Consider the following 21,714-nt stretch of genomic DNA (forward strand, 5'->3'; position numbering starts at 1 on the left):
CGCGTTAACAGTCCTGCACCCGGCATCAGACCTCGACGCGGGCGACGAGCGGGAATCGTCTGCACCGGGCGACGGCATCGACCAGACCGTGTCGATAGGCCTGTCGCAAACTTCCCTGCCATTCGCGCTCGAGGGATCGGCCGCGCTGTTCTCCGAAGAACGGCAGGAAATCTACGATCTGGACGGCAGCGCCGCCGCCGTCGTGGCGGATCTGGTCGAGCCACAACCTCTTGCCGGACTGTATGACAAGTTCGATACCGGCATGCGAAACGGCACCGGGTGGCTCGATGCCTTCCTGTGCGATCTTTCGGATAAGGGTTTGCTGTCTATCAAGATGGAAACGCGCGGCGCGCATCCCGGCCGGGCGCTGCGTTCGATCCTCCCGTTCGATCGGAGCGCGATAAGCCTCGAAGCTTCGCCGGATTGCAGCGCATGGTTTTCCGCCTGGTCGCATCTGCCTCGATCAGCAGGCGCCCCGCTTCGCGCCGTCGCCGCGCCATGGAGGAAACTCGGAATCGTCACCGTTACCGGGCTTCCAGGCAGGCTCGTTCCCGCCGATCTGTTGCCGGCGGCCTTTCGCTTCCGGGTCGTCGAGGCGGTGCTCGCGACCAGTTCATCGATCGCACTGCATTGCGCCTCGCTCATAATGGGAAACACGCTCGTCCTGCTGCTGGGCGAACCGGGCGCGGGTAAATCGACGCTTGCAATGTGCGCCGCGCGAAGGGAAATGCGCCTCGCGGGGGACGATATCGCGCTGATCGACACCGCGCAGGGCGTAATCCGCCCCCTGCCCCTCCCCCCGACGCTGAAGGAGGGAAGCTGGGATCGCTTCGGCGATGACGCTGGCCCTGCCATCGCCATGCACCGAACCACCCGGCAGGACGGTGTCGAGGTCGGATACCTTCCCCTGCCCGGATACAGCGCGCCGCCTGAAATCGAACGTTGCGTCTTTGTCGCAATCCAGCGCCGACACGAAGGGGCCGCTGCATTGCGGGCTGGCCGCAAGCAGGACTTCCTTCGCAGGTTGTGCGCGGATTCCCGCTCGTCTTCGGGACGTGCTTCGGTGGAAGACATGGACGCCATGATCGCCCTGTTGCAGAAGGGCGACGTGGCTGACCTGACCTATTCCGACGCCAGCGACGCGGCCGACCTGCTGGCCGAACGCCTTGTCCGATAGCGGCGGAAGATTGCTGCTGCTGTGCGCCGCCCTGGCGGGCGAACGACCGGCCGACGACGATTGGCCCGCACTCCTGCCGTTGGCGAACCGACTTCTCGTCACCCCCGCCCTCGCCGCGCTGTTCGACGGCGACAGTCGCATTCCGAGAGACGTGAGGCAGTTCCTAGGGGTCATCGGATCGCGAACGCTCGCCCGCAACACGATGATGCGGGCGCAGCTCGAAGAGGCGGTTGCCGCCCTTCACGCCCGCGGCATCGTACCCCTGCTGTTCAAGGGGGCCGCCGGCCTCGCGGAGGCCGCCCAGCCGGTCGCCGGCCGGCTGTTCTGCGATCTCGACCTGCTGATCGCGGACAACGCCGGGGACGATGCCCGTGGGGCCTTGCAGGACTTAGGCTATTGCGTGCTCAATTCCGCCGGTGGGGAGGCGACATTCTACCGGGAGCGCGATGCCGGGGGGATCGACCTTCATTGCCGCGTTCGCTCGCTGGGCGGGCGACAGCGTTACGCCGACTTCGAAACGCTCAGCACCGAAAGGCAGCTGGGCGCTGGCGTCGTCCGCCTTCCCCTGCCGCTGCTGCAAGCCGCGCTCGTCATCGGACATGACCAGATACAGGAACGCGATTACTGGCGCGGACTGGTCGATCTGCGACACCTGCTCGACCTTCGGACCGTCGTGACCGAAACCGGTGCGCTCGACTACGCGGCGCTGGCGAGGCTGTTCCCCGGCACGACCGCACGCCGCGCACTCGATTGCCAGTTGCTGACGTTGCGCGACCTGTTCGGCGTGCCCCTTCCCGCAGGGTGCGCCCCCGGGCCGGTCGCGCGGCTGCAATCTCGCCGACGCCTCTGGCAAATGGAGCGTCCGCTGTCGCGGGTGCCGCTGACGGCGATCTCGCTGCTCGTGGATCCGCCCGTCGGGGCGGTGGCGCGGGCACAGCGCGGATTGCCACCGCGCAAACGGGCGCAATATGTGCGCCGGATGTTCGCCGCCCAGAAGCCCAACAAGGCCTGACGACGCGGCGGCGCGCTATTCCTCGCCCATCCTGAGCGCCGCGATGAACGCTTCCTGCGGAATGGAGACGTTGCCGTATTCGCGCATCCGGGCCTTGCCCTTCTTCTGTTTTTCCAGCAGCTTCTTCTTGCGCGTGATGTCGCCGCCATAACACTTCGCGGTCACGTCCTTGCGCAGGGCGGCAATGGTCTCGCGGGCGATGATCTTGCCGCCGATGGCCGCCTGGATCGGGATCTTGAACAGGTGTCGCGGAATCAGGTCCTTCAGCCTCTCGCACATGCCGCGCCCGCGTTCCTCGGCAACGGAGCGGTGGACGATCAGCGAGAGCGCATCGACCGGTTCGTTGTTGACCAGGATGTTCATCTTGACGAGATCGCCCTCGCGCAGGCCGATCTGCTCGTAATCGAAGCTGGCGTAACCGCGGCTGATGCTCTTCAGCCGGTCGTAGAAGTCGAACACGACCTCGTTCAGCGGCAATTCGTAGCTGACCTGCGCGCGTCCGCCGACATAGGTCAGGTTCGTCTGGATCCCCCGCCTGTCCTGGCACAGTTTCAGGATCGGGCCGAGATATTCGTCAGGCGTGTAGATCGTCGCCTTGATCCACGGCTCCTCGATCATCTCTATGCGGTTCACGTCGGGCCAGTCGGCGGGATTGTGGATGTCGATCGTCGTCGCAACCTCGTTCTTCGTGTGGCCGAGATGGACCCGGTAAACGACGCTGGGGGCCGTGGTGATAAGGTCCAGATCGTATTCCCGGCTCAGCCGTTCCTGAATGATCTCCAGGTGCAGGAGGCCGAGGAAACCGGCACGAAAGCCGAAGCCCAGCGCGGCGCTCGATTCCATCTCGTAGCTGAAGCTGGCATCGTTCAGACGGAGCTTGCCGATGGATTCGCGCAGTTTCTCGAAATCGGCGGCATCGACCGGGAACAGTCCGCAGAACACCACCGGCTGCACCTCCTTGTACCCTTTCAGCGGGGCGGGCGCGCCGTTCCTCGCCGTGGTGATGGTATCGCCGACACGCGCTTGCTCGACCTCCTTGATCTGCGCCGTGATGAAGCCGATCTCGCCCGGCCCGATCTCGTCCAGATCGCTGCGCTTGGGGCGAAAGCAGCCCACCCGGTCCACCAGGTGCTGCGTGCCGCCCTGCATGAAGCGCACCTCCAGCCCCTTCTTCAACCACCCGTCCATCACCCGCACCAGGATGACGACACCGAGGTACGGATCGTACCAGCTATCCACCAGCATGGCCTTCAACGGCGCGTCCCGATCTCCCGTGGGCGGCGGGATGCGCTTCACGAGCGCTTCCAGCACGTCCTCCACGCCGATGCCCGACTTGGCACTGGTCAGCACGGCGTCCGACGCATCGAGACCGATGATGTCCTCGATCTCTGCCTTGACCTTGTCGGGTTCGGCGGCGGGAAGGTCGATCTTGTTGATGACCGGCACGATTTCGTGATCGTGTTCGATCGACTGATAGACGTTGGCCAGCGTCTGCGCCTCCACGCCCTGCGCCGCGTCCACCACCAGCAGCGCGCCCTCGCAAGCGGCGAGGGAGCGGCTGACCTCGTAGGCGAAATCGACATGGCCGGGCGTATCCATCAGGTTCAGCTCGTAGGTCTTGCCGTCCTTCGCGGTATAGCTCAGGCGCACCGTCTGCGCCTTGATCGTGATCCCCCGCTCGCGCTCGATATCCATGTTGTCGAGCACCTGCTCGCTCATCTCGCGGTCGGTCAGCCCGCCGCATACCTGGATCAGGCGATCGGCCAGCGTGGATTTGCCATGGTCGATATGGGCGATGATGCTGAAATTGCGGATCAGCGACAGGTCGGTACTCATGCGCCGCCATTAGCGGGCCGGATTGCCCCTGTCAGCAGGATTAGCGGCTCAATTGGCCCGCTGCGAGCTGGAGGTGACATCGACCTGCATGAAGCGCGGCGGGCGCTGGGGACCGTGCCGGTCGCTCTGGATCGAGTAATTGCCCGCCGGCAGCGCGGCCAGCGGCATTCCCGCAGCCGCGAGCGCGTAAGGCGAAATGCGGTGGCGCGTGCACAGGCCGTCCGCGCCGTCGCTGACCAGCGGAGTCTCGAACGACAGTCCCTGCGTCGCATCCTGCGAACGGCGCACCTGGCCGACGACGAGCTGCCCCTGCCCCAGATCGAGAACGAGGTCGGTGCCGACGGGAACGTCCAGCAGTCCCTCGATCATCGCCCCGGTGCGCGAAAGGTTGCGCAGCAGCGCCTCGTAGTGATGATCCTCGTGGATGACGCCGATGCGCCGGAACACGGAACGGCGCTCCGACCGGTGCTTGGACGGACCGACGGGTTCGTAGGTGAAATTGCCGTCCTGCAGCTTTTCCATCAGCGTGGCCTGCGGCACCGCGCGCGAGAAGATGAAGCCCTGGACGAGCTTCGCGCCGAGGTTCGCGACCAGCTTGAGCTCGTCCATCGCTTCCACCCCCTCGGCGGTCGTGTCCATGCCGGTCGCCTGGGCGAGGCTGACGATGGCGGTTATGATCGCGGCGTTGGAATTGCTGTCCTCGGTACAGCCGCGCACGAAGCTCTGGTCGATCTTGATCTTGTCGAACGGCGCCTTTTTCAGATAGCCGAGCGAGGAATAGCCGGTGCCGAAATCGTCCAGCGCCAGACGCACGCCGATCTTCTTGAGTTCGCCGAACATCTTCTCGACCGCGTAGGTGTCGCCCATGAACACGCTCTCGGTCACCTCGAGTTCGAGCCGCGCGGGATCGAGACCGGACGCGGCGAGCGCGTTCGACACCGTGCGGGGCAGCTCGTCCGAACTGAACTGCTGCGCCGATACGTTGACGGCGACACCTATGGTATCGGGCCATTCGGCCGCATCCCGGCACGCCTGCTTCATCGCCCATTCGCCGATGGCGACGATGAGGTTGCTGTCTTCGGCGATGGGGATGAAGGTTGCCGGGCTGATATAGCCGCGTTCCGGGTGGTTCCAGCGCATCAGCGCCTCGAATCCGCGAACCTTGTAGGTCTTCGCATCGACGCAGGGCTGGTAATGCATTTCCAGATCACCGCGGGCGAGCGCGTCGCGCAGCTCCTCCTCGATTTCCCGCCGGTCCTGCGCCGAATCCTTGAGGTCGTTCGAATAGAAGCGGTACTGGCCCCTGCCGCCGCCCTTCGCCGCATACAGGGCAAGGTCCGCCGCCTTCACCAGTTCGTCCGGCTCGATCCCGTCATACGGGGCGACGGCGATCCCCACCGACGTTCCGATGATCGCCCGCGACCCTTCGATCGAATAGGGCTGGGAAATCATCTGAATGGTGCGCAGGGCGATATCGCCCAGCTTCCCGCGGTCGTCGACATCGGGCAGGATCAGCTGGAATTCGTCGCCGCCCAGCCGGCCGATCTCGGTTCCCTCGGGCACCACGCGCTCGAGCCGCTGCGAAACCTGTCGCAGCAGCTCATCGCCCGCCGGGTGGCCGAGCGTGTCGTTGACCTGCTTGAAGCGGTCGAGATCCAGCATCATGATCGCGCAGGATCGCTGTTCCACCCGGTATGCGTTGAGCGTCGCGGCCAGCCGCTTGCTCATACGGTGGCGGTTGGAAAGACCGGTGAGCGAATCGTATTCGGCAAGGCGCGAGGACGTGACCTGCTCTTCGTAGGAAGCCGTGATGTCCTTCACGCTTCCTCGATAGCCCAGGAAGTTCTGTTCGCCGTCATAGGCAGGCTTGCCCGAAAGCGCCCACCACACATCCTTGCCCCCGGCGCCGATGAGGCGAACCCGCAGATCGGAAAACTTCGTGCGCGCGCTGATGAGGAAGGAAAACGGCCGAGTCTGTCCTTCGGAATCCTCGTCTGGCCGCGTCTCCACGAGCGTGCCGATCTGTTCGCCGATCACACGGCGGTCCTCGCCGAAACAGGCAATGGCGGAAGGGGAGAGATAAATGAGGCGGTTGTGGGGATCGGTCGCCCACAGCCAGACGGTGCCGGATTGCTCGAAACTGTCGATGATCGACAGCCGCTCGCTGTCGGACAGCGACGTAAGCCCGGCCGCGGTCGCCTCCGCATCGGGCACGCGAACCGGATCGGTGCGCTGCGCGCCGAATGTCCTGAACATGCCGCGAACGTCCATGGGGTTTACCGTCGTCCTTCACCGCCGGGCCGGCGCGCCGGGGCGGCGGGCCAATTCCAGCGATTTCCTAACGATACAGCCTTACCAAACCCTAAAGACTCCCCTCTCGCGCTCATGCCTGCGCGCGGGCCGGCTCCACGTTTTGCGCCTGTGCCTGGAGGGCGGCCGGAAGCTGGATCGCGGCGATGCCGCCCTTGTGGTCCCGCGACAGGGGAACAGCGAACTCCACGCCCATCCGATCGTCCTCGCTCCAGCGGGCCGTGCAGGTAACGGCATGTTCCTGGGAGATATGGACTTTGAAGATGGTCCCCTTGGGCACGTTCCAAAGCCCTTCGATCAGCGCGCCGGTGACGGAAAGGTTGCGGATGGTGCCGTTGTAGAGTTGCCCCTGGTGGTCGAGCACCACCTTGCGCAGCATCGTGTTGCGCGGCGCCCGCGAGGATTGTGGTCCGCGCGCCACGGCGGCGAGACCCGAGGAAAGCAACTCGCTGGCCTTGTCGAAACTCAGCGGTCGTTCGTAGATGAAGCCCTGCACGTGACTGCATCCGTGCATCCGCACCAGATCCAGCTCGTCCAGCGTCTCCACGCCCTCCGCCGTCGTATCCATGCCCAGGGCATGGGCCAGGCTGGTGATCGAGGCGATGATGGCGCGGTTGCGGCTGCCCTCCTCCGTCGCCCCGCGCACGAAGCTCTGGTCGATCTTGATCTTGTCGAACGGCGCCTTCTTCAGATAGCCGAGCGAGGAATATCCGGTACCGAAATCGTCGAGCGCCAGACGCACGCCGATGCCCTTCAGCGCTGCGAACATCGCGTCGGTGCCCGCATCGTCGTTCAGGAACACGCTCTCGGTAATTTCCAGCTCCAGCCGCGATGGATCGATCCCCGCGCGCGATACGGCGCCGGTGACGATGGCCGGCAATTGCGGGTTCGAAAACTGGATGGGCGATACGTTCACCGCCACGCGCACGCTTTCGGGCCAGTTGGCGACATCTTCGCAGGCCTGCCGCAACGCCCAGTCGCCCATCTGCTGGATCAGGCCAGTTTCTTCGGCGCTTTCGATGAACAGGTTCGGCGGGATCCACCCCTTTACCGGATGATGCCAGCGCATCAGCGCCTCGAACCCGGCGATCTGCTCGCTCGCGCTGGCGACCACGGGTTGATAGAACAGTTGCAATTCACCCTTGGCGATGGCGTCGCGCAGATCGCCTTCCATCTCGGCTCGCGCCTCGGCATCGGCGTGCAGGTCGGTGGCGTAGAAATGGTATCGCCCGCGCCCGCCGTCCTTTGCCGCGTAAAGGGCGAGGTCGGCGTTGCGGATCAGTTCCTCGCTCGTGGTGCCGTGATCGGGCGACAGGGCGATGCCGACGCTCGCGCCGATGGTCACGCGGTTGCCGTCGATCGAATAGGGCTGCGACAGGGAGTGGATGATCTCCTGGCCCAGTTCCGCCAGAACCTTGCGTCCCACGCGGGTGGGCACGATGACCTTGAATTCGTCCCCGCCGAGTCGGCCGACCTGCCCGCGCTTGGCCACCGCGCGTTCGAGTCGCTGCGCGACCTGCTTGAGAAGTTCGTCGCCAACCGGGTGGCCCAGCGTATCGTTGACCTGCTTGAACCGGTCGAGATCCAGCAGCATCACCGCGCACGCACGATTGGCTTCCTGTGGCGCCCCGAGGATGGTTTCGAGGCTGCGTGACATGTGGAAACGGTTGGCGAGGCCGGTGAGCGAATCGTAATGCGCCAGCCGGCTGGCGTTTTCCTGGCTGCGCTTGCGTTCGGTGAGATCGGTGCCCGACCCGCGGAAACCGACGAAATTGTCGAACCGGTCATAGATCGGCCGACCCGAGACCGACCACCAGCGTTCCTCGTCGGCGATGGCGGCGCGCACCGCCAGTTCGGAGAAGGCGGAGCGGGCGGACAGGTGGAACATCAGCGTGCGCTCCCCCTCGCGGCCCGTATCGCCCATGTCGAACAGCGCCGTCAGCGGCCTGCCGATCGTCTCGTCTTGTGCCGCCCCGATGGCATCGGCAACCGCCGGCGAAACATAGGTCAGTTGCGAGCGACGGTCGGTTTCCCAGAACCAGCCTTGTCCCGTTTCCTCGTAATCGGCGAGAATGTCCTGCGCGCGGGTGCGGATGCGTTCCTGGGCGTCGCGCCAGGCATTCTCGCGCTCTTCCTGCGCCAGTTCCTCCCGGCTGACCAGCACGGCGGCAATCAGCCCGACAAGCATCGCGACGATCCCGACAAGCGATGCGTGCGAAATGCCGGCCGCGCTCCAGATGGCGATGAAGGCGGCGAACATGACCCCCGGCTGGCGGCGCAGATAGACCGCCGCGAGACCCGACACGCAGACCATCGCCGCCAGGGCGATGTCCCACTCCAGCCCGGCCCGGTGCGCCCAGCGCGTCATGGCGACGCCGAACAGGAACAACGGCAGGACGATCGCGAGCGCCGTGGCCATGCTCTTGCCCAGGGCCGTGCGGTCCATCGCTTCGTCGTGAACCCGGCGCAGGCACGAAACGCCTCCGATCGACAGGACGAACATCGCCACGGTCGGCCATGACGGAGCTCTTGTCGCGACCGCCAGGGCGGCCCCGATCGACGCGAGCATCGCCAGGATCAGATACGGCCAGCGCGCCGGGAACCACTGCCCCTTCACGAAGGGCGCATCGTCCGGTTCGAGAGATCGCTCGCCGGCGGAATCGCGGCGTTGCTTCTGTCGCCTGTCGGCACGCAGCGGCCGCTTCGCGCGGACCCGTGGCGATGCGGCCATGTCACCGGGCGGGGAGGCACCGCCGGGCACCTCGCGCGGCGGGTCGGCATCGCCGGAAGGCGCGCGGATACGTGTCGACTGGTCCACTTCTCCGGTGGGTGTGTCACGGGCCGCCTTCATGATCCGCCCATGCCCCAATCGCGTTTGAAAAACCGTTAATCGCCAAGCCGTTCGCCGTAATATGGGACAGGCATGTTGCCGCGACCCCGCATTTCTCTACAACCCAGAGCCAGGAGGGGAGCGAGCCTGTGCGACACATTGCCATCATCGGATCAGGGCCGGCAGGCTATTACACGGCGGAAGCGGCGCAAAAGGCGTTCGCTAACGACGTGCGCATCGACATTTTCGATACGCTTCCCGTCCCCTATGGCCTGATCCGCACCGGCGTCGCGCCCGATCACCAGTCGATCAAGGGTGTCGCTCGCCGATACGAGAAAGTGGCGCTGACGGACAATGTCCGCTTCGTCGGCAATCTCACCATCGGGAAGGATATCTCGATCGAGGAGTTGCGCGAGCTTTACGACGCGGTGGTCCTCGCAACCGGCGCGCCGAAGGACAGGTCGCTCGATATCCCCGGAAGCGATCTCGCCAACGTGTTCGGCAGCGCGGCCTTCGTGGGCTGGTACAACGGCCATCCGCAATTCGCCGGCCTCGACCCCGATCTCTCGGGCGATACCGCGGTGGTGATCGGAATGGGCAACGTCGCCCTCGACGTCGCGCGCATTCTCGCCAAGACCACGCGCGAGTTCGAGGGAAGCGACATCGTCGGACATGCCTGGGACGCGCTGAAGGCCTCGCGGATCAAGCGCATCGTGATCCTCGGGCGGCGCGGGCCGCACCAGATCAGCATGACGCCCAAGGAACTGGGCGAGCTGGGGGAGCTGGAGCGTGCCGTTCCTCGGGTCGATCCGGCAGACCTCCCGGCAGACGAGGAGGATGCGCTGCTCGAACCCGGTCTGCGCAAGTCGGTCGCTCTCGTCCGCCAGTTCGCCGACATTGCCGAACACGTTCGCGCGCAAAAGCGTATCGTTATCGAGTTCGCCTTCTTCGCCCAGCCGAAGGCGTTCGAAGGCGAGAACCGGATCGAGGCGATCGAGGTCGAACGCACCGTCATCGAGAAGGGGCGAGCCATCGGAACAGGGCAGACCAAGCGCATTCCGGCGCAACTCGCCGTTACCTGCATCGGCTATCGCACCGCGCCGATACCGGGTGTTCCGTTCGACGAGCGGCAGGGCCGCTTTGCCAACGAGGACGGACGCATCCTGCCCGGCCTCTACTGCGTCGGCTGGGCCCGGCGCGGACCGTCGGGCACCATCGGCACCAACCGCCCGGACGGATATGCGCTGGTCGACAAGATCGCCGAGGACATGGAGGCAGGCGCATTCGGTCCGGCCCGTCGCAAGGGGCGCGAAGGCTTCGATGCGCTGGCAGCCGAACGCGGTCTCGACATCGTGACCTTCCGCGACTGGAAGCGGATCGAGGAAGCGGAGGAGGCCGCCGCGCGCGAGGGCGCCCCGCGCGAGAAGTTCGTCGATATCGAGGCGATGATCCGGGCGCGCGACTAGATACGCGCCTTTCGCGTCACACCCGCATCGGCATCAGCACGTAGAGCGCCGGGCTGGATTCATCCTTGCGGATCAGCGTTGGCGCGCCCGCGTCGGCGAAGTGGAGTTCCACCGTATCGCTGTCGATCTGGTGAAGGATGTCCTTCAGATAGCTGGCGTTGAAGCCGATCTCCAGCGCTTCGGCGCTGTATTCGCCGGGCACTTCCTCGGTCGCGTTGCCGTTGTCGGGGCTGGTGACGGTCAGCGTCACCCTGTCGCTATCCAGCCCCATCTTGACCGCGCGCGTCTTTTCCGTGGCAATGGTCGCCACGCGGTCCACGCCGGCGAAGAAGGTCTTGGGATCGACCTTCAGCAACTTGTCGTTGCCCGTCGGGATGACGCGGCTGTAATCGGGAAAGGTTCCGTCGATCAGCTTGCTGGTGAGGACGACGCCGCCCTCCCCGCCAAGCGTGAAGCGGATCTTGGAGGGCGACAGGTCGATGGCGACATTGCCCTCCATCGCTTCTTCCAGCAGCTTGCGCAGTTCCCCCACCGCCTTTCGCGGCACGATCACGTCGGGCATTCCGTCGGCCCCCGCGGGCCGGTCGAGCGTGAAGCGGGCGAGGCGATGCCCGTCGGTCGCCGCGGCCTTCAGCACCGGCTTGTCGTCTTCCGCCACGTGCAGGAAGATGCCGTTCAGATAGTAGCGCGTTTCCTCGGTGGAGATGGCGAAGCGGGTGCGGTCGATCAGTTCGGCGAGCGTCGCGGCCGGCAGTTCGAAACTCGTCGGCAGATCGCCTTCGACGATCACCGGGAAATCATCGCGCGGCAGGGTCGGCAATTGGAAGCGACTGCGACCGGCCTTGACCACCATGCGGTTCTCGCTCGTTTCGAGAGCGATCTCGCTGCCATCGGGGAGCTTGCGGGCAATGTCGAACAACAGGTGCGCCGATACGGTGATGGCGCCCGCATCCCCGACCGTGTTTGCTTCGAGGCTTTCCACGACCTGCAGATCGAGATCGGTCGCCATCACCTTGATCCGCCCGCTCTCGTCCGCCTCGATCAGGACGTTGGAAAGGATGGGGATGGTGTTGCGGCGCTCCACCACCGACTGAACGTGGGACAGGCAACGCAGCAGCTTGGCGCGTTCGATGGTGGCCTTCATGGCAAATCTTCCCCTTTCGCGCGCCGCAGCGGACCGGGAACCCCCGGAATCGCCCGCCGGCGCCGGTCAATTGCCCGATCACCCTTAGCAAGGGGCGGCTTGCGGGCAAGGATTCGGAAGGGCACAGCCCGATTCCTTGGGGAAAAGTTAGGAAAAACCGGCGAGGGCGCCGCCCGCCCCTACCCCAGCATCGCCATGCCGCCGTTCACGTGAAGCACCTGCCCGGTCACGTAGCCCGCTTCCTTCGATGCAAGGTAGGTCACCGCCGCGCCGATATCGTCGCCATCGCCCATGCGGCCCATCGGGATGCGGGCGTTGATGGTGTCCTTCTGCCGATCGTCGAGATCGTGCGTCATGGCGGAACGAATGAAGCCCGGAGCGACGCAGTTCACGGTGATCCCGCGCGCGGCGAGTTCCTGAGCCATCGAGCGCGACATGCCGACGAGGCCGGCCTTCGCGGCGGTGTAGTTCATCTGTCCGGGATTGCCGGTGGCGCCCACTACGCTGGTGATGTTGATGACGCGACCGAAGCGGGCCTTCATCATCGGCCGCGCGCTGGCGCGCATCAGGCGGAAGGCCGCCTCGAGATTGACCTTGATGACATCGTCCCACTCCTCGTCCTTCATCCGCATCAGCAGGTTGTCGCGGGTGATGCCGGCATTGTTGACGAGGATATCGAGCCCGCCCAGCGTATCGATCGCGGCGGGCACCAGTTCCTCGACCTGCGTGGTGTTCGACAGGTCGCAGGTGATTTCCACATGGTCGCCGCCGACCTCCTCGATCAGTTCCTCGCGAAAGGAACGCAGCTTGCCCGGGTTGGAACCGGACAGGGCCAGCCGCGCGCCCTGCCCCGCCAGCGCTCTGGCGATGGAGGAGCCGATGCCGCCGCTGGCACCCGTCACCAGCGCGGTCATTCCGGAAAGGTCGAACATCATGCGCATCCTTTTCGTGTTATCGCAGAACCGGCCCGCTGTTGCGCGGGGCGGACAGGGGCGTCAACTCACTCGCCCTGCAATCCCTGGAATTCCCGGCGGCCCAGCCGTTGCAACGCCATGAAGCCCAGCAGCACGCCGACCTTTTCCGCCGTCGCCTCGTCCGAACCGATGCCGGTGCCGGTAACGAAGGCGCCAAGCGTCATCGCGTCCCCGCCCGAAATGCCGGAATTGCCGTCGCCCGACGCCATGCCGTTCATCAGGCCGCGCTCGATGATGCCCCACAGGCGGGAACGGTCACCCTTGGCCAGCGCCTCGTCGACATTGCCGAGCTGCGCCTCGCTCAGTTCGCCCGAATTGCGGTAGGCGGCCTCGCTCACGCGGCCCAGTTCGTAGAAGGCGGCGTACATCGCCTCCTCCTGCGTCCAGCCGTTTCCGTCGACGCACGATTCGACCGCCTGCATCACGATGCCGGCCAGTTCGCCGTCGGCCTCGTCGCTCTCGCCCGCGAAGCCTGCCTCGTCCGCCAACGCGTCGAGGCGGGCGTCCTGTTCCCCGGTATAGGCGCCGGCCATGCAGCCCAGCGCCTTGCCCTGCGCCGCCACGGGTGCGCTCGCGGGGGGCATGGCCATCGCCAGCAGCGTCACGCCGGCAAGCGCGGCCCCGCGCATTACCCGATGTCCTTGGCGAGCGTTTCGATGTCCTCCATGCCGACGACGCTGGTGACGGTCACTTCGGGCACGATCTTGCGGATCATCGGACCAAGCACCTTGCCGCCCAGTTCGACGAAGTGGTCGATGCCGGCCTGGTGCATCTCCAGCACGCTCTCGCGCCAGCGCACGCGGCCGGTGATCTGCTGGATCAGCAGATCCTTCTCCGTCGCGGCATCGGTCACGGCCCTTGCCGTGACATTGGCATAGACCGGCAGGCGGAAGGCGTTGGGCGGCGTATCGTTCAGCGCGAATTGCATGCGCTGGGCGGCGGGCTGCATCAGCGTGCAGTGGAAGGGGGCGGAAACCGGCAGCTTCACCGCCTTCTTGACGCCGAACTCCTTTGCCATCTCCACCGCGCGGTTGATCGCTTCCATGTGGCCGGAGAGCACGACCTGGCCGGGATCGTTGTCATTGGCGACCTCGCATACCTGCCCTTCCGCGGCCGCCTCGGCCAGCGCCTGCGCCTTTTCGAGATCGGCTCCGAGCAACGCGCACATCGCGCCCAGGCCGATGGGGACCGCGTCCTGCATGGCGATGCCGCGCGTGCGCAGCAGCTTGGCGGTATCGGTGAGGCTGAAGGCGCCGACGCTGGCGAGCGCGCTGTATTCGCCCAGCGAGTGACCGGCGACCGCTTCCCCCTTCTGTGCGATGTCGACGCCGCCGTCCTCCAGCACGCGCACGACCGCCATCGAATTGGCCATGATGGCGGGCTGGGCGTTGGTCGTCATCGTCAGCTCGGATTCGGGCCCCTCTGCCATGAGCTGTCCCAGCTTCTGCGACAGGGCATCGTCGACTTCGGCGAAGACGTCGCGCGCGACGTTGCTGGCTTCGGCGAGTTCGGTGCCCATGCCGACTTTCTGGCTGCCCTGTCCGGGAAAAACGAATCCGATCATGAAAATCTCCAGTTGCAACCCGAGCGCCGGGATTGGCGCTGCAAGGGCATGTCGCCCTACGACCTATGCCTCCGATGCCCCCTCCGCAACCGCCGACGCCCTGCCGAAGGGGACGAGCGCATTGGCCGCATCGTGCCCGATATCGGCCCGGCCGAGATAGGGAATGCCCGCTTTCGCGCACCAGTGCCGGGCGATTTCATCCGCTTCCATGCCGAAGGGCCGGTCGTTTTCCGGCACGGCGGTGATGCGGCCAAGGCGAAGGCCGGCCACCCCGGACAGATGCTGGGTCACATGGAAGAACAGGCGGTCCACCGCGTAGAGATGCTCGGCCACCTCTTCCACCAGCACGACGTGCCCGGCGAGGTCGGGCATCAGGTCGGTGCCGACGAGCATGGCGAGGGTCATCAGGTTGAACGCCGCCGCGGGCCGCTCGTCCAGGCCGGCCTCTAGCGGCACCGCCGCGCCGGTGAGAAGGCGCAGCACCCGGCGCATCGCATCCGCGCCGCCCTCGCGCTTGATATCGCCGAGCAGCGGGCCGTGGACGGGGCGGCCGATACCGTGGCGGTAGAGCGCGCCGAGCATGGTGCCCGCATCGGAATAGCCGACATAGACCTTCTCCCGCGCTGCCTCGCCGAGCCGGGTCATGGCCTCCGCTGCGATGCGGCAAGCGCCATATCCGCCCATTCCGAACCACACCGCGTCGTTGGCGGGATCGTTGGCGAGATCGACGAAGGCATCGCGGCGCGTCGCATCGTCGCCCGCGAAATGACCGGTCTCAAGGAAGCATTGCGGATGGAAGACGAGCTCTGCGGCGGGGAACTCCGCCGCCGCCAGCTCCTCGACACGCTCCGCCCGGGCGCGGCGAAGCGGTTTTCCGGGGCAGCAGATGGCGATGCGGGTGGTCATGCGGCCAGTGCGATAGCCAAGCGCTTCACAAAGCGCCACCGGCGGCATAGGTCCGTCCCCATGAGCAAGCGCAACACCGTGACCGCCCATCCCTATTTCTTCTGCGGCATCGGCGGATCGGGGATGCTCCCCCTCGCCACGATCGTGAAGGGGCTGGGGGGCGAGGTCGCCGGATCGGATCGCAGTTTCGATCAGGGGCGCACGCCGGAAAAATTCGCCTGGCTGGAGCGCGCCGGGTTCGATCTCTACCCGCAGGACGGCAGCGGAATCACCTCGGGCGAGCAGGTGCTGATCGCCAGTGCCGCGATCGAGGACAGCGTGCCCGAGGTCGCCCGCGCGAAGGAACTGGGCTGCGAGCGCCTGACCCGCGCCGAACTGCTCGCCCGCCTGTTCAACGCCGCGCCGCATTCCGTCGCCGTGGGCGGAACCAGCGGCAAATCGACCACGACCGCCATGCTTGGCTGGATCATGCAGCGCGCCGGACGTGCGCCGACAATCATGAACGGTGCCGTCATGAAGAATTTCGTGACCGACGATCAGCCCTTCGCCAGCGCGGTCGTGGGCGGCGGCGACACCTTCGTCAGCGAGGTTGACGAAAGCGACGGTTCGATCGCTCTCTACCGGCCCGAAGTCGCCCTGCTGCTCAATGTCAGTCTCGACCACAAGAGCATGCACGAACTACGCGGCCTGTTCGGCGATTTCCTTGGGGCGGCGAAGCGCGCCGTGGTCAATTTCGACGATAGCGAAGCGCGTGACCTGGCGGCGCGCTGCGACAGCGTGACAGGGTTCGGGATCGATCATCCGGACGCGGCCCTCGGCGTGGAGCCGGGCACCATCGAGGATGACCGCGACGGCATAGGCGCGCTGCTGGTGGACCGGCGCGACGGGGTCGGCCATTCGCTGCGTCTCCCCATGCCCGGACGCCACAACCTGTCGAACGCTCTCGCCGCCATCGCGGCCGCGAATGCCGCCAGAGTGGCGGTGCACGACGCCGCGATGGCTCTAGCCAGCTTCGCCGGCCTGGCCCGCCGGTTCGATGTCGTCGGAACGAGCGAGAACGGCATCACCGTGATCGACGATTTCGGTCACAACCCCGAAAAGGCCCGCGCGACGCTCAGGACGCTCAAGGCGCACGAAGGCCGGGTCGTCGCCTTCTTCCAGCCCCACGGTTACGGTCCGTTGCGACAGATGGGCGAGGAACTGGCCGAAACCATCGCCGCGGAACTGGACGCGCGCGACGTCGCCATACTGTGCGATCCAGTCTATTTCGGCGGGACGGTCGATCGTTCCCAGGGTTCCGAGCGGATCGTTCACCTTATCCGGCAAGCTGGCGGACACGCCGAATATATCGCCGAGCGCGAGGCGGTGGCCGATCGTATCGCAACCTTCGCCCGGCCCGGAGATCGCGTCGTGGTGATGGGCGCGCGCGACGATACGCTGACGACTTTCGCGCGAAATCTGCTGGAGCGCCTCCGAAACGAGGCGGACTAAGCCTTTGGCAACATTCTCCCGCTATGCCTTGCGCCCATCCGATCGTCGCAGAGCCGGGAGCCAGTCTTGCAGAAATCGTACCGCACCGGCGGCGTGGGAATGCTGCCCGCCGCGCCGGGCACCTACCTGGTCCATGCCTATTTCGACGATAACCAGGTCGATCTCGTGAAGATCGTCGTGGTCGGCTGGCAGGTTTCGCCGGATAGGCGACTTGTTCCGCTGGTGATCGATCCGCGCGCCACTGACGAGGAACCGTGGTTCGTCATTCACCCCTGCGGCCGCGTCGAATCCCATGACGGGCGCGGATGGGTCGACGTGGACGACTGGATCGACGAGGAAAAGCGCAACCGGCGCGAAGCCGCCTGACACGCGGGCAAGCTAGTGCGCGGCCTCCGCCTCGCCCGCCTCGTCGCCGTGGCCCAGCCCCAGCACCTTGTGGATCACGAACACCAGCAGCGCGCCCAGCGTCAGCCCGACCACGGCGGAGCTCGCCGCATAGGTCGCCCAGCCCAGGATGCCTCCCGCCGCTTCCTCGACCGAATGTTCCAGGTCGTGCGCGACATGCGTCAGCGCGCCGATGCCGAGCTCTTCCAGCCCGTGCAGGATGATGCCGCCGCCCACCCACAGCATCGCGATGGTGCCGATGAAGGACAGCGCCGTCAGCAGTTTCGGCATGGCGGCCAGCAGGAAGCGGCCGAAGCCCCGCGCCGCGCTCGAGGATTTCTTCGACAGGTGCAGGCCGATATCATCCATCTTCACGATGATCCCCACCGCACCGTAAACGAACACCGTCACCGCCGCACCCACCAGCGCCAGAACGATGGCGCGGGTCAGCAGCGTCTCCGTGGCGACCTCGCTGAGCGTGATGGCCATGATCTCGGCCGACAGGATCAGGTCGGTGCGAATGGCGCCCGCGGTACGCTCCTTCTCGAACTGTTCGGGATCGTCGATCGTATCCTCGACCGTCTTGCCGTGCTTGGCCCCGCCCAGCTTCTCGATCACCTTTTCCGCCCCTTCGTAGGAAAGGTAAGCGCCTCCGCACATCAGGATGGGGATGATCGCCCAGGGCAGGAACTCGCTCAGTAGCAGCGCGCCGGGCAGCAATATCAGCAACTTGTTCTTCAGGCTGCCCTTGGTGATGTTCCAGATCAGCGGCAATTCGCGCGCCGGCGAAAGGCCGGTGACGTAGCTGGGCGTCACTGCCGCATCGTCGATCACCACGCCCGCCGTCTTCGATCCGGCGCGGCTGGCAGCGACGCCCACATCGTCGAGCGAGGAGGATGCCGCGCGCGCGATAACGGCCACGTCGTCCAGCAGAGCGGTCAATCCGGCGGGCATGGGTCGGTATCCTCCTGTCCGACAAGGCGTTAGGGCCATGACCGCGACGGTGGCAAGTCCTCTCCCGCCCGCCATCCCCGCTTGCAATCCGCGCGCACCGCGCTATGTGCGCCCCTTCCCCGCCGGCGGCCCAGCCCGCACGGGGAAACCCGAGAAAGCCGGAGGGGCCCCCGCGATCCGCGCGGACAAGCCAGCGATCGGCATGAACATGGAAGGAAATGCACATGGCTCTGTACGAGCATGTCTTCCTCGCGCGTCAGGATCTGAGCCAGGCTCAGGTCGATGCGCTTGCCGCTGCCGCCACGGACATCGTGGAAGCGAATGACGGCAAGGTCGTCAAGACCGAGACCTGGGGCCTGAAGAGCCTCGCCTACAAGATCGACCGCAACCGCAAGGCGCACTTCGTCATGCTCAACATCGAGGGGCCCGGCTCCCTGGTGGCCGAGCTGGAGCGCCAGAACGCCATCAACGAGGACGTGATCCGCTGGCTCACCATTGCCGTGGAAGAGCACGAGGATGGTCCGTCCGCCATGATGCGCAAGAACGACCGCGACAAGAAGCGTCGCTCCGACCGCGAGGATCGTAACTGATGGCCCGTCCGTTCTATCGCCGCCGCAAGTCCTGCCCGTTCTCCGGCCCGGACGCCCCCACGATCGATTACAAGGACGTGCGCCTGTTGCAGGGCTTCATGTCCGAACGCGGCAAGATCGTGCCCAGCCGCATCACCGCCGTTTCCGCCAAGAAGCAGCGTGAACTGGCCAAGGCCATCAAGCGCGCCCGTCACCTGGGCCTGCTGCCCTACCTCGTGAAGTAAGGGAGGACGAAGTCATGGATATCATCCTCCTCGAACGTATCGAGAAGCTCGGCACCATCGGCGACGTCGTCGCCGTGAAGGACGGCTATGCCCGCAACTTCCTGCTGCCGCAGAAGAAGGCGCTGCGCGCCAACGAGGCGAACCGCAAGGTGTTCGAAGCCAATCGCGAGCGGCTGGAAGCGGAAAACGCCGAACGCCGGGCCGAGGCCGAGAAGGCCGGCGGGAAGGTCGACGGCGAACAGATCGTGCTGATCCGCGCCGCCTCCAACACCGGCCAGCTCTACGGTTCGGTGAACGTGCGCGACGTTGCCGCCGCGCTCGCCGACAAGGGCCACGACATCGACAAGAAGCAGGTCATCATGGGCGCGCCCATCAAGACGATCGGCATGTTCGACGTGACCGTCGCGCTGCACCCGGAGGTTCACGTCACGGTGAAGGCGAACGTCGCCCGTTCCGAGGACGAGGCCGAACTGCAGAGCCAGGGCGTCGACGTCATCGCGCAGATGAACGAGGAAGAGGCCGCCGAAACCGGGGGCTTCACCGAGGAACTCGATCCCAATCGCGAACTCGGGGAACTGCCCCCGGTCCAGCCGATCGACGCGGACGGCAATCCGATCGAGACCCCCGCCGACGGGCAGGAGGCCAGCGACATGCAGGCCGTCGCCGAAGACGGGGACGCGAACGGCTAGAACCGGACGCTTCCGTGAAACGCCGAAGGGCGCCGCCGGCGACGGCGGCGCCCTTTTTCGCGCGCGCGTGGCGGGGAAGGCGCCGTTTCACCGATTGTTCTCACCTGACTGGTCAGTCGCGTTCCGTGAAGGTGCCCTCGATGGTCGCCGCGTCCTGTTCCTCGCCGGGTCGTGTCCGGCCACCGAAAAGGCGGCGCTGCATGTCCGCCCCGGCCGATGCAGCGAGGCGGGTGGCGAGAAGGCGGCAGGCCCATGCAGCCAGCGCCAGCACCCCGAACAGCGCAAGCGTATTCCATGCGCCCGTCAGCAGCGCCGCCAGCGTGGCGACCGGAACGATACCCACGCCAAGCAGCACCAGACCGACGATCACCGCCAGCAGCCCCCACTCGTCATAGGTGAAGGCGAGCGACCAGACCCACAGGATCGCGCCGAACATGAAGGACGCCAGCACCGCGCCTGCCGCGCCGTAGCCGCGCCAGTGCTTCACCAGCGCGGTCGGCACCAGCACGGCCCCCGCGAGCGCCAGTGCGCCAAGCGTGATCACCGGCATGTGGGCCAGCGCCATCACGCTTAGTTCCGCCACGCCGAACAGCAGCAGCACCGGCACCGCGACCAGCACGCCCAGTACCAGCGTGCCGCAGGCGAGCGCGCCGTACCCCGTCATGCGCAAATCGATCCGGACCGGTCCGCGCGTCATCGGACGCCCGCCGCCGCGACGCGGGCCCGGCGGGCCAGGCGCACGGGCGGATGGAGGAGCATCACCGCCCTTATCGCTCCAGCAGGAAGTCGCGGATCGCCCGGCCGAGCTGCGGTTTGGTAACGCAGCCCATATGAGTTCCGGGCACCTCCTCCATCCGCGCATCGGGCAGCGCGGCGGTCAGCTCTTCGGGCGAGCCGTTGTCGCGGTCCTCCTCGCCGATCAGAACGAGCGTCGGCATGGTCAGCTTCGCCAGGTCGGCAAGGTCGATGCCCTCCACGCCCCGCGTCAGCAGCAGCCGCGCGGCGGTGCGGTCTATGCCGCTGGTCTTGAGGAAGCTTCTTGCGAAATAGGCCGGATCGCCGCGCCCGATCGTGTCGAAGCGGTCGATCATGTCGACGAAGAAGGCGGCGCGGCTGTCCCAGTTGCTCAGCCCCTCTATGCCCATGCCGCCCAGCACCAGCCTGCGCGGGGCCAGACCCTCGACCACCGCGCTGAGCGCCGTTCGCGCGCCGAGCGAAAAGCCCACGAGGTCGAACTCCGCAAGGCCCAGTGCGGAAACGATGTGCCGCGCATCGCGCACCAGTACGCCGGGAGAGTAGGCCGCGGGGTCCGTCGGTGCGTCGCTCTCCCCATGAACGCGCCAGTCGGGCATGATCGCCGCGAACCCCGCCTCGACCAGCAGGGCGGCATGGCCGTAGCGTATCCAGTTCGTCTCGGCGCTGGAAAACAGCCCATGCAGCATCAGGACCGGGCGGCCCTCCCCCAACCGGTGCACGGCGATCCGCGCACCGTCCGGCGCGGTGACGAATTGGGTCCGCGTCTCGCCCATCGCAGCGGCCGCCCTAACGGAAGTTGCAGACCGTGCCGGCCCACAGCGTCTCGACGCGGGCATCGTCGCCCTCGCCCGAGAACAGGCCGGAGATCAGCGGCCCCCCTTCCTGGCCGATGGTGAACTCCTCTCCGAGCGTGCTGCCTTCGACCAGCGAAACCCCGGGATCGGCGACCATTTCCGCGCGCGACAATTCGGGCACGTAGGGCTCGCGCGCGGCGTAGCCGGCGAACTCGCCGTCCTGGAAGTAGAGCGTGATGCCGTCATACTCGGTCGTCGCCAGCGGCCCGGCCGGACAATCGGCGTTGTCGGCCCGCCCCGTGACCTCGCCCAGCACCGTGGCCAGCGTCGTTTCCGTGGCGTCGCGCAGAGAGCCGAAGGGCGCCGACAACCTTTCGAAACCGCCCTGCGCGGGCACGACGATGCCGTTCGCCTCCAGATCGAGTGTCGCCTCGTCGGCGGGAACGGTCGGTTCCTCGAAGGCCTGCTGGTTGGCGGTCCCGTCGGGATCGGCTTCCTGAGAACAGCCCGCTGCGAGCAGAAGGGCGGGAATGGCGAGAACGAGAGTTGCGCGCATGGTGTTTTGTCTTCCGTCAGATCGTCGCGGCCAGGCGGCCGCCTCGCCTCCAGCCTA

The 21,714-nt window shown here is 66.3% G+C and carries 20 protein-coding genes; 8 read left to right on the forward strand and 12 right to left on the reverse strand.

The window, feature by feature from the left end; translation table 11 throughout:
• Positions 1–88 precede the first annotated feature (88 nt).
• Together EG799_RS02275 and EG799_RS02280 are read left to right on the forward strand one after the other, a co-directional pair.
• Entirely contained in the window at positions 89–1,177 is a 1,089-nt protein-coding gene (locus EG799_RS02275; protein ID WP_123878181.1) for a hypothetical protein, read from the forward strand.
• The gene (locus tag EG799_RS02280) at positions 1,167–2,189 is read left to right on the forward strand and encodes a nucleotidyltransferase family protein (protein WP_158610996.1); all 1,023 of its coding nucleotides are present in this window, start codon (positions 1,167–1,169) and stop codon (positions 2,187–2,189) included. Before EG799_RS02275 ends, EG799_RS02280 begins: the two co-directional genes overlap by 11 nt.
• A 15-nt stretch (positions 2,190–2,204) precedes the next feature.
• On the opposite strand, the gene lepA is transcribed toward EG799_RS02280, so the two are convergent.
• From lepA to EG799_RS02295, 3 genes are all read right to left on the reverse strand, one after another.
• On the reverse strand, positions 2,205–4,025 hold the full coding sequence (gene lepA / locus EG799_RS02285) for a translation elongation factor 4 (protein WP_123878185.1): 1,821 nt from the start codon (positions 4,023–4,025) through the stop codon (positions 2,205–2,207).
• Between the two features lie 48 nt (positions 4,026–4,073).
• Positions 4,074–6,281, reverse strand: coding sequence for an EAL domain-containing protein (locus EG799_RS02290; protein ID WP_234028978.1), 2,208 nt, complete (start codon positions 6,279–6,281; stop codon positions 4,074–4,076).
• A gap of 127 nt (positions 6,282–6,408) precedes the next feature.
• The gene (locus tag EG799_RS02295; RefSeq protein ID WP_234028979.1) at positions 6,409–9,186 is read right to left on the reverse strand and encodes an EAL domain-containing protein; all 2,778 of its coding nucleotides are present in this window, start codon (positions 9,184–9,186) and stop codon (positions 6,409–6,411) included.
• A 128-nt stretch (positions 9,187–9,314) separates the two neighbouring features.
• Between EG799_RS02295 and EG799_RS02300 the strand changes: the two genes are divergently transcribed.
• Complete coding sequence (locus EG799_RS02300; protein ID WP_123878189.1) at positions 9,315–10,631, forward strand: FAD-dependent oxidoreductase; 1,317 nt, start codon at positions 9,315–9,317, stop codon at positions 10,629–10,631.
• Positions 10,632–10,647: 16 nt separating this feature from the next.
• Here the strand turns inward: EG799_RS02300 and dnaN are convergent, their stop codons facing one another.
• The 5 genes from dnaN to EG799_RS02325 all read right to left on the reverse strand — a co-directional run bounded on the left by dnaN (position 10,648) and on the right by EG799_RS02325 (position 15,219).
• On the reverse strand, positions 10,648–11,775 hold the full coding sequence (gene dnaN / locus EG799_RS02305) for a DNA polymerase III subunit beta (RefSeq protein WP_123878191.1): 1,128 nt from the start codon (positions 11,773–11,775) through the stop codon (positions 10,648–10,650).
• Between the two features lie 179 nt (positions 11,776–11,954).
• On the reverse strand, positions 11,955–12,707 hold the full coding sequence (gene fabG / locus EG799_RS02310; protein WP_123878193.1) for a 3-oxoacyl-[acyl-carrier-protein] reductase: 753 nt from the start codon (positions 12,705–12,707) through the stop codon (positions 11,955–11,957).
• Positions 12,708–12,775: 68 nt separating this feature from the next.
• Positions 12,776–13,378 (reverse strand): hypothetical protein, encoded by a 603-nt coding sequence (locus tag EG799_RS02315; RefSeq protein ID WP_123878195.1) that lies wholly within the window; start codon positions 13,376–13,378, stop codon positions 12,776–12,778.
• A complete protein-coding gene (fabD, locus tag EG799_RS02320) occupies positions 13,378–14,313 on the reverse strand; it encodes an ACP S-malonyltransferase (RefSeq protein WP_123878197.1) in 936 nt (311 codons plus the stop codon). The genes EG799_RS02315 and fabD overlap by 1 nt, the downstream gene beginning before the upstream one ends.
• Positions 14,314–14,376: 63 nt before the next feature.
• Positions 14,377–15,219, reverse strand: coding sequence for an LD-carboxypeptidase (locus EG799_RS02325; RefSeq protein ID WP_123878199.1), 843 nt, complete (start codon positions 15,217–15,219; stop codon positions 14,377–14,379).
• A 60-nt stretch (positions 15,220–15,279) separates the two neighbouring features.
• Between EG799_RS02325 and EG799_RS02330 the strand changes: the two genes are divergently transcribed.
• Together EG799_RS02330 and EG799_RS02335 are read left to right on the forward strand one after the other, a co-directional pair.
• Positions 15,280–16,710 (forward strand): glutamate ligase domain-containing protein, encoded by a 1,431-nt coding sequence (locus EG799_RS02330; protein ID WP_123878201.1) that lies wholly within the window; start codon positions 15,280–15,282, stop codon positions 16,708–16,710.
• A gap of 66 nt (positions 16,711–16,776) precedes the next feature.
• Positions 16,777–17,076, forward strand: a complete 300-nt coding sequence (locus EG799_RS02335; protein WP_123878203.1) for a hypothetical protein — start codon at positions 16,777–16,779, stop codon at positions 17,074–17,076.
• A gap of 12 nt (positions 17,077–17,088) precedes the next feature.
• On the opposite strand, the gene EG799_RS02340 is transcribed toward EG799_RS02335, so the two are convergent.
• Positions 17,089–18,048: a DUF808 domain-containing protein gene (locus EG799_RS02340; RefSeq protein ID WP_123878205.1), complete on the reverse strand. Its 960-nt coding sequence runs from the start codon at positions 18,046–18,048 to the stop codon at positions 17,089–17,091.
• A gap of 224 nt (positions 18,049–18,272) precedes the next feature.
• Here EG799_RS02340 and rpsF point away from each other — a divergent pair, with 224 nt between their 5' ends.
• From rpsF to rplI, 3 genes are read left to right on the forward strand one after another with little or no spacing between them, the layout of a single operon-like run.
• Positions 18,273–18,638, forward strand: coding sequence for a 30S ribosomal protein S6 (gene rpsF, locus EG799_RS02345; RefSeq protein WP_123878207.1), 366 nt, complete (start codon positions 18,273–18,275; stop codon positions 18,636–18,638).
• Complete coding sequence (gene rpsR, locus EG799_RS02350; RefSeq protein ID WP_123878209.1) at positions 18,638–18,862, forward strand: 30S ribosomal protein S18; 225 nt, start codon at positions 18,638–18,640, stop codon at positions 18,860–18,862. Before rpsF ends, rpsR begins: the two co-directional genes overlap by 1 nt.
• A 14-nt stretch (positions 18,863–18,876) precedes the next feature.
• Positions 18,877–19,551 carry a 50S ribosomal protein L9 gene (gene rplI, locus EG799_RS02355; RefSeq protein ID WP_123878210.1) on the forward strand — a complete coding sequence of 225 codons (675 nt, stop codon included), beginning with the start codon at positions 18,877–18,879 and terminating at the stop codon, positions 19,549–19,551.
• A gap of 112 nt (positions 19,552–19,663) precedes the next feature.
• On the opposite strand, the gene EG799_RS02360 is transcribed toward rplI, so the two are convergent.
• From EG799_RS02360 to EG799_RS02375, 3 genes are all read right to left on the reverse strand, one after another.
• Positions 19,664–20,248, reverse strand: a complete 585-nt coding sequence (locus tag EG799_RS02360) for a hypothetical protein (RefSeq protein ID WP_123878211.1) — start codon at positions 20,246–20,248, stop codon at positions 19,664–19,666.
• 70 nt (positions 20,249–20,318) lie between these two features.
• The gene (locus EG799_RS02370; protein ID WP_123878213.1) at positions 20,319–21,080 is read right to left on the reverse strand and encodes an alpha/beta fold hydrolase; all 762 of its coding nucleotides are present in this window, start codon (positions 21,078–21,080) and stop codon (positions 20,319–20,321) included.
• 13 nt (positions 21,081–21,093) lie between these two features.
• Positions 21,094–21,657, reverse strand: a complete 564-nt coding sequence (locus EG799_RS02375) for a hypothetical protein (RefSeq protein ID WP_123878215.1) — start codon at positions 21,655–21,657, stop codon at positions 21,094–21,096.
• Positions 21,658–21,714 lie beyond the last annotated feature (57 nt).

This window comes from Aurantiacibacter spongiae (genome assembly GCF_003815535.1).
GTDB lineage: Bacteria > Pseudomonadota > Alphaproteobacteria > Sphingomonadales > Sphingomonadaceae > Alteraurantiacibacter > Alteraurantiacibacter spongiae.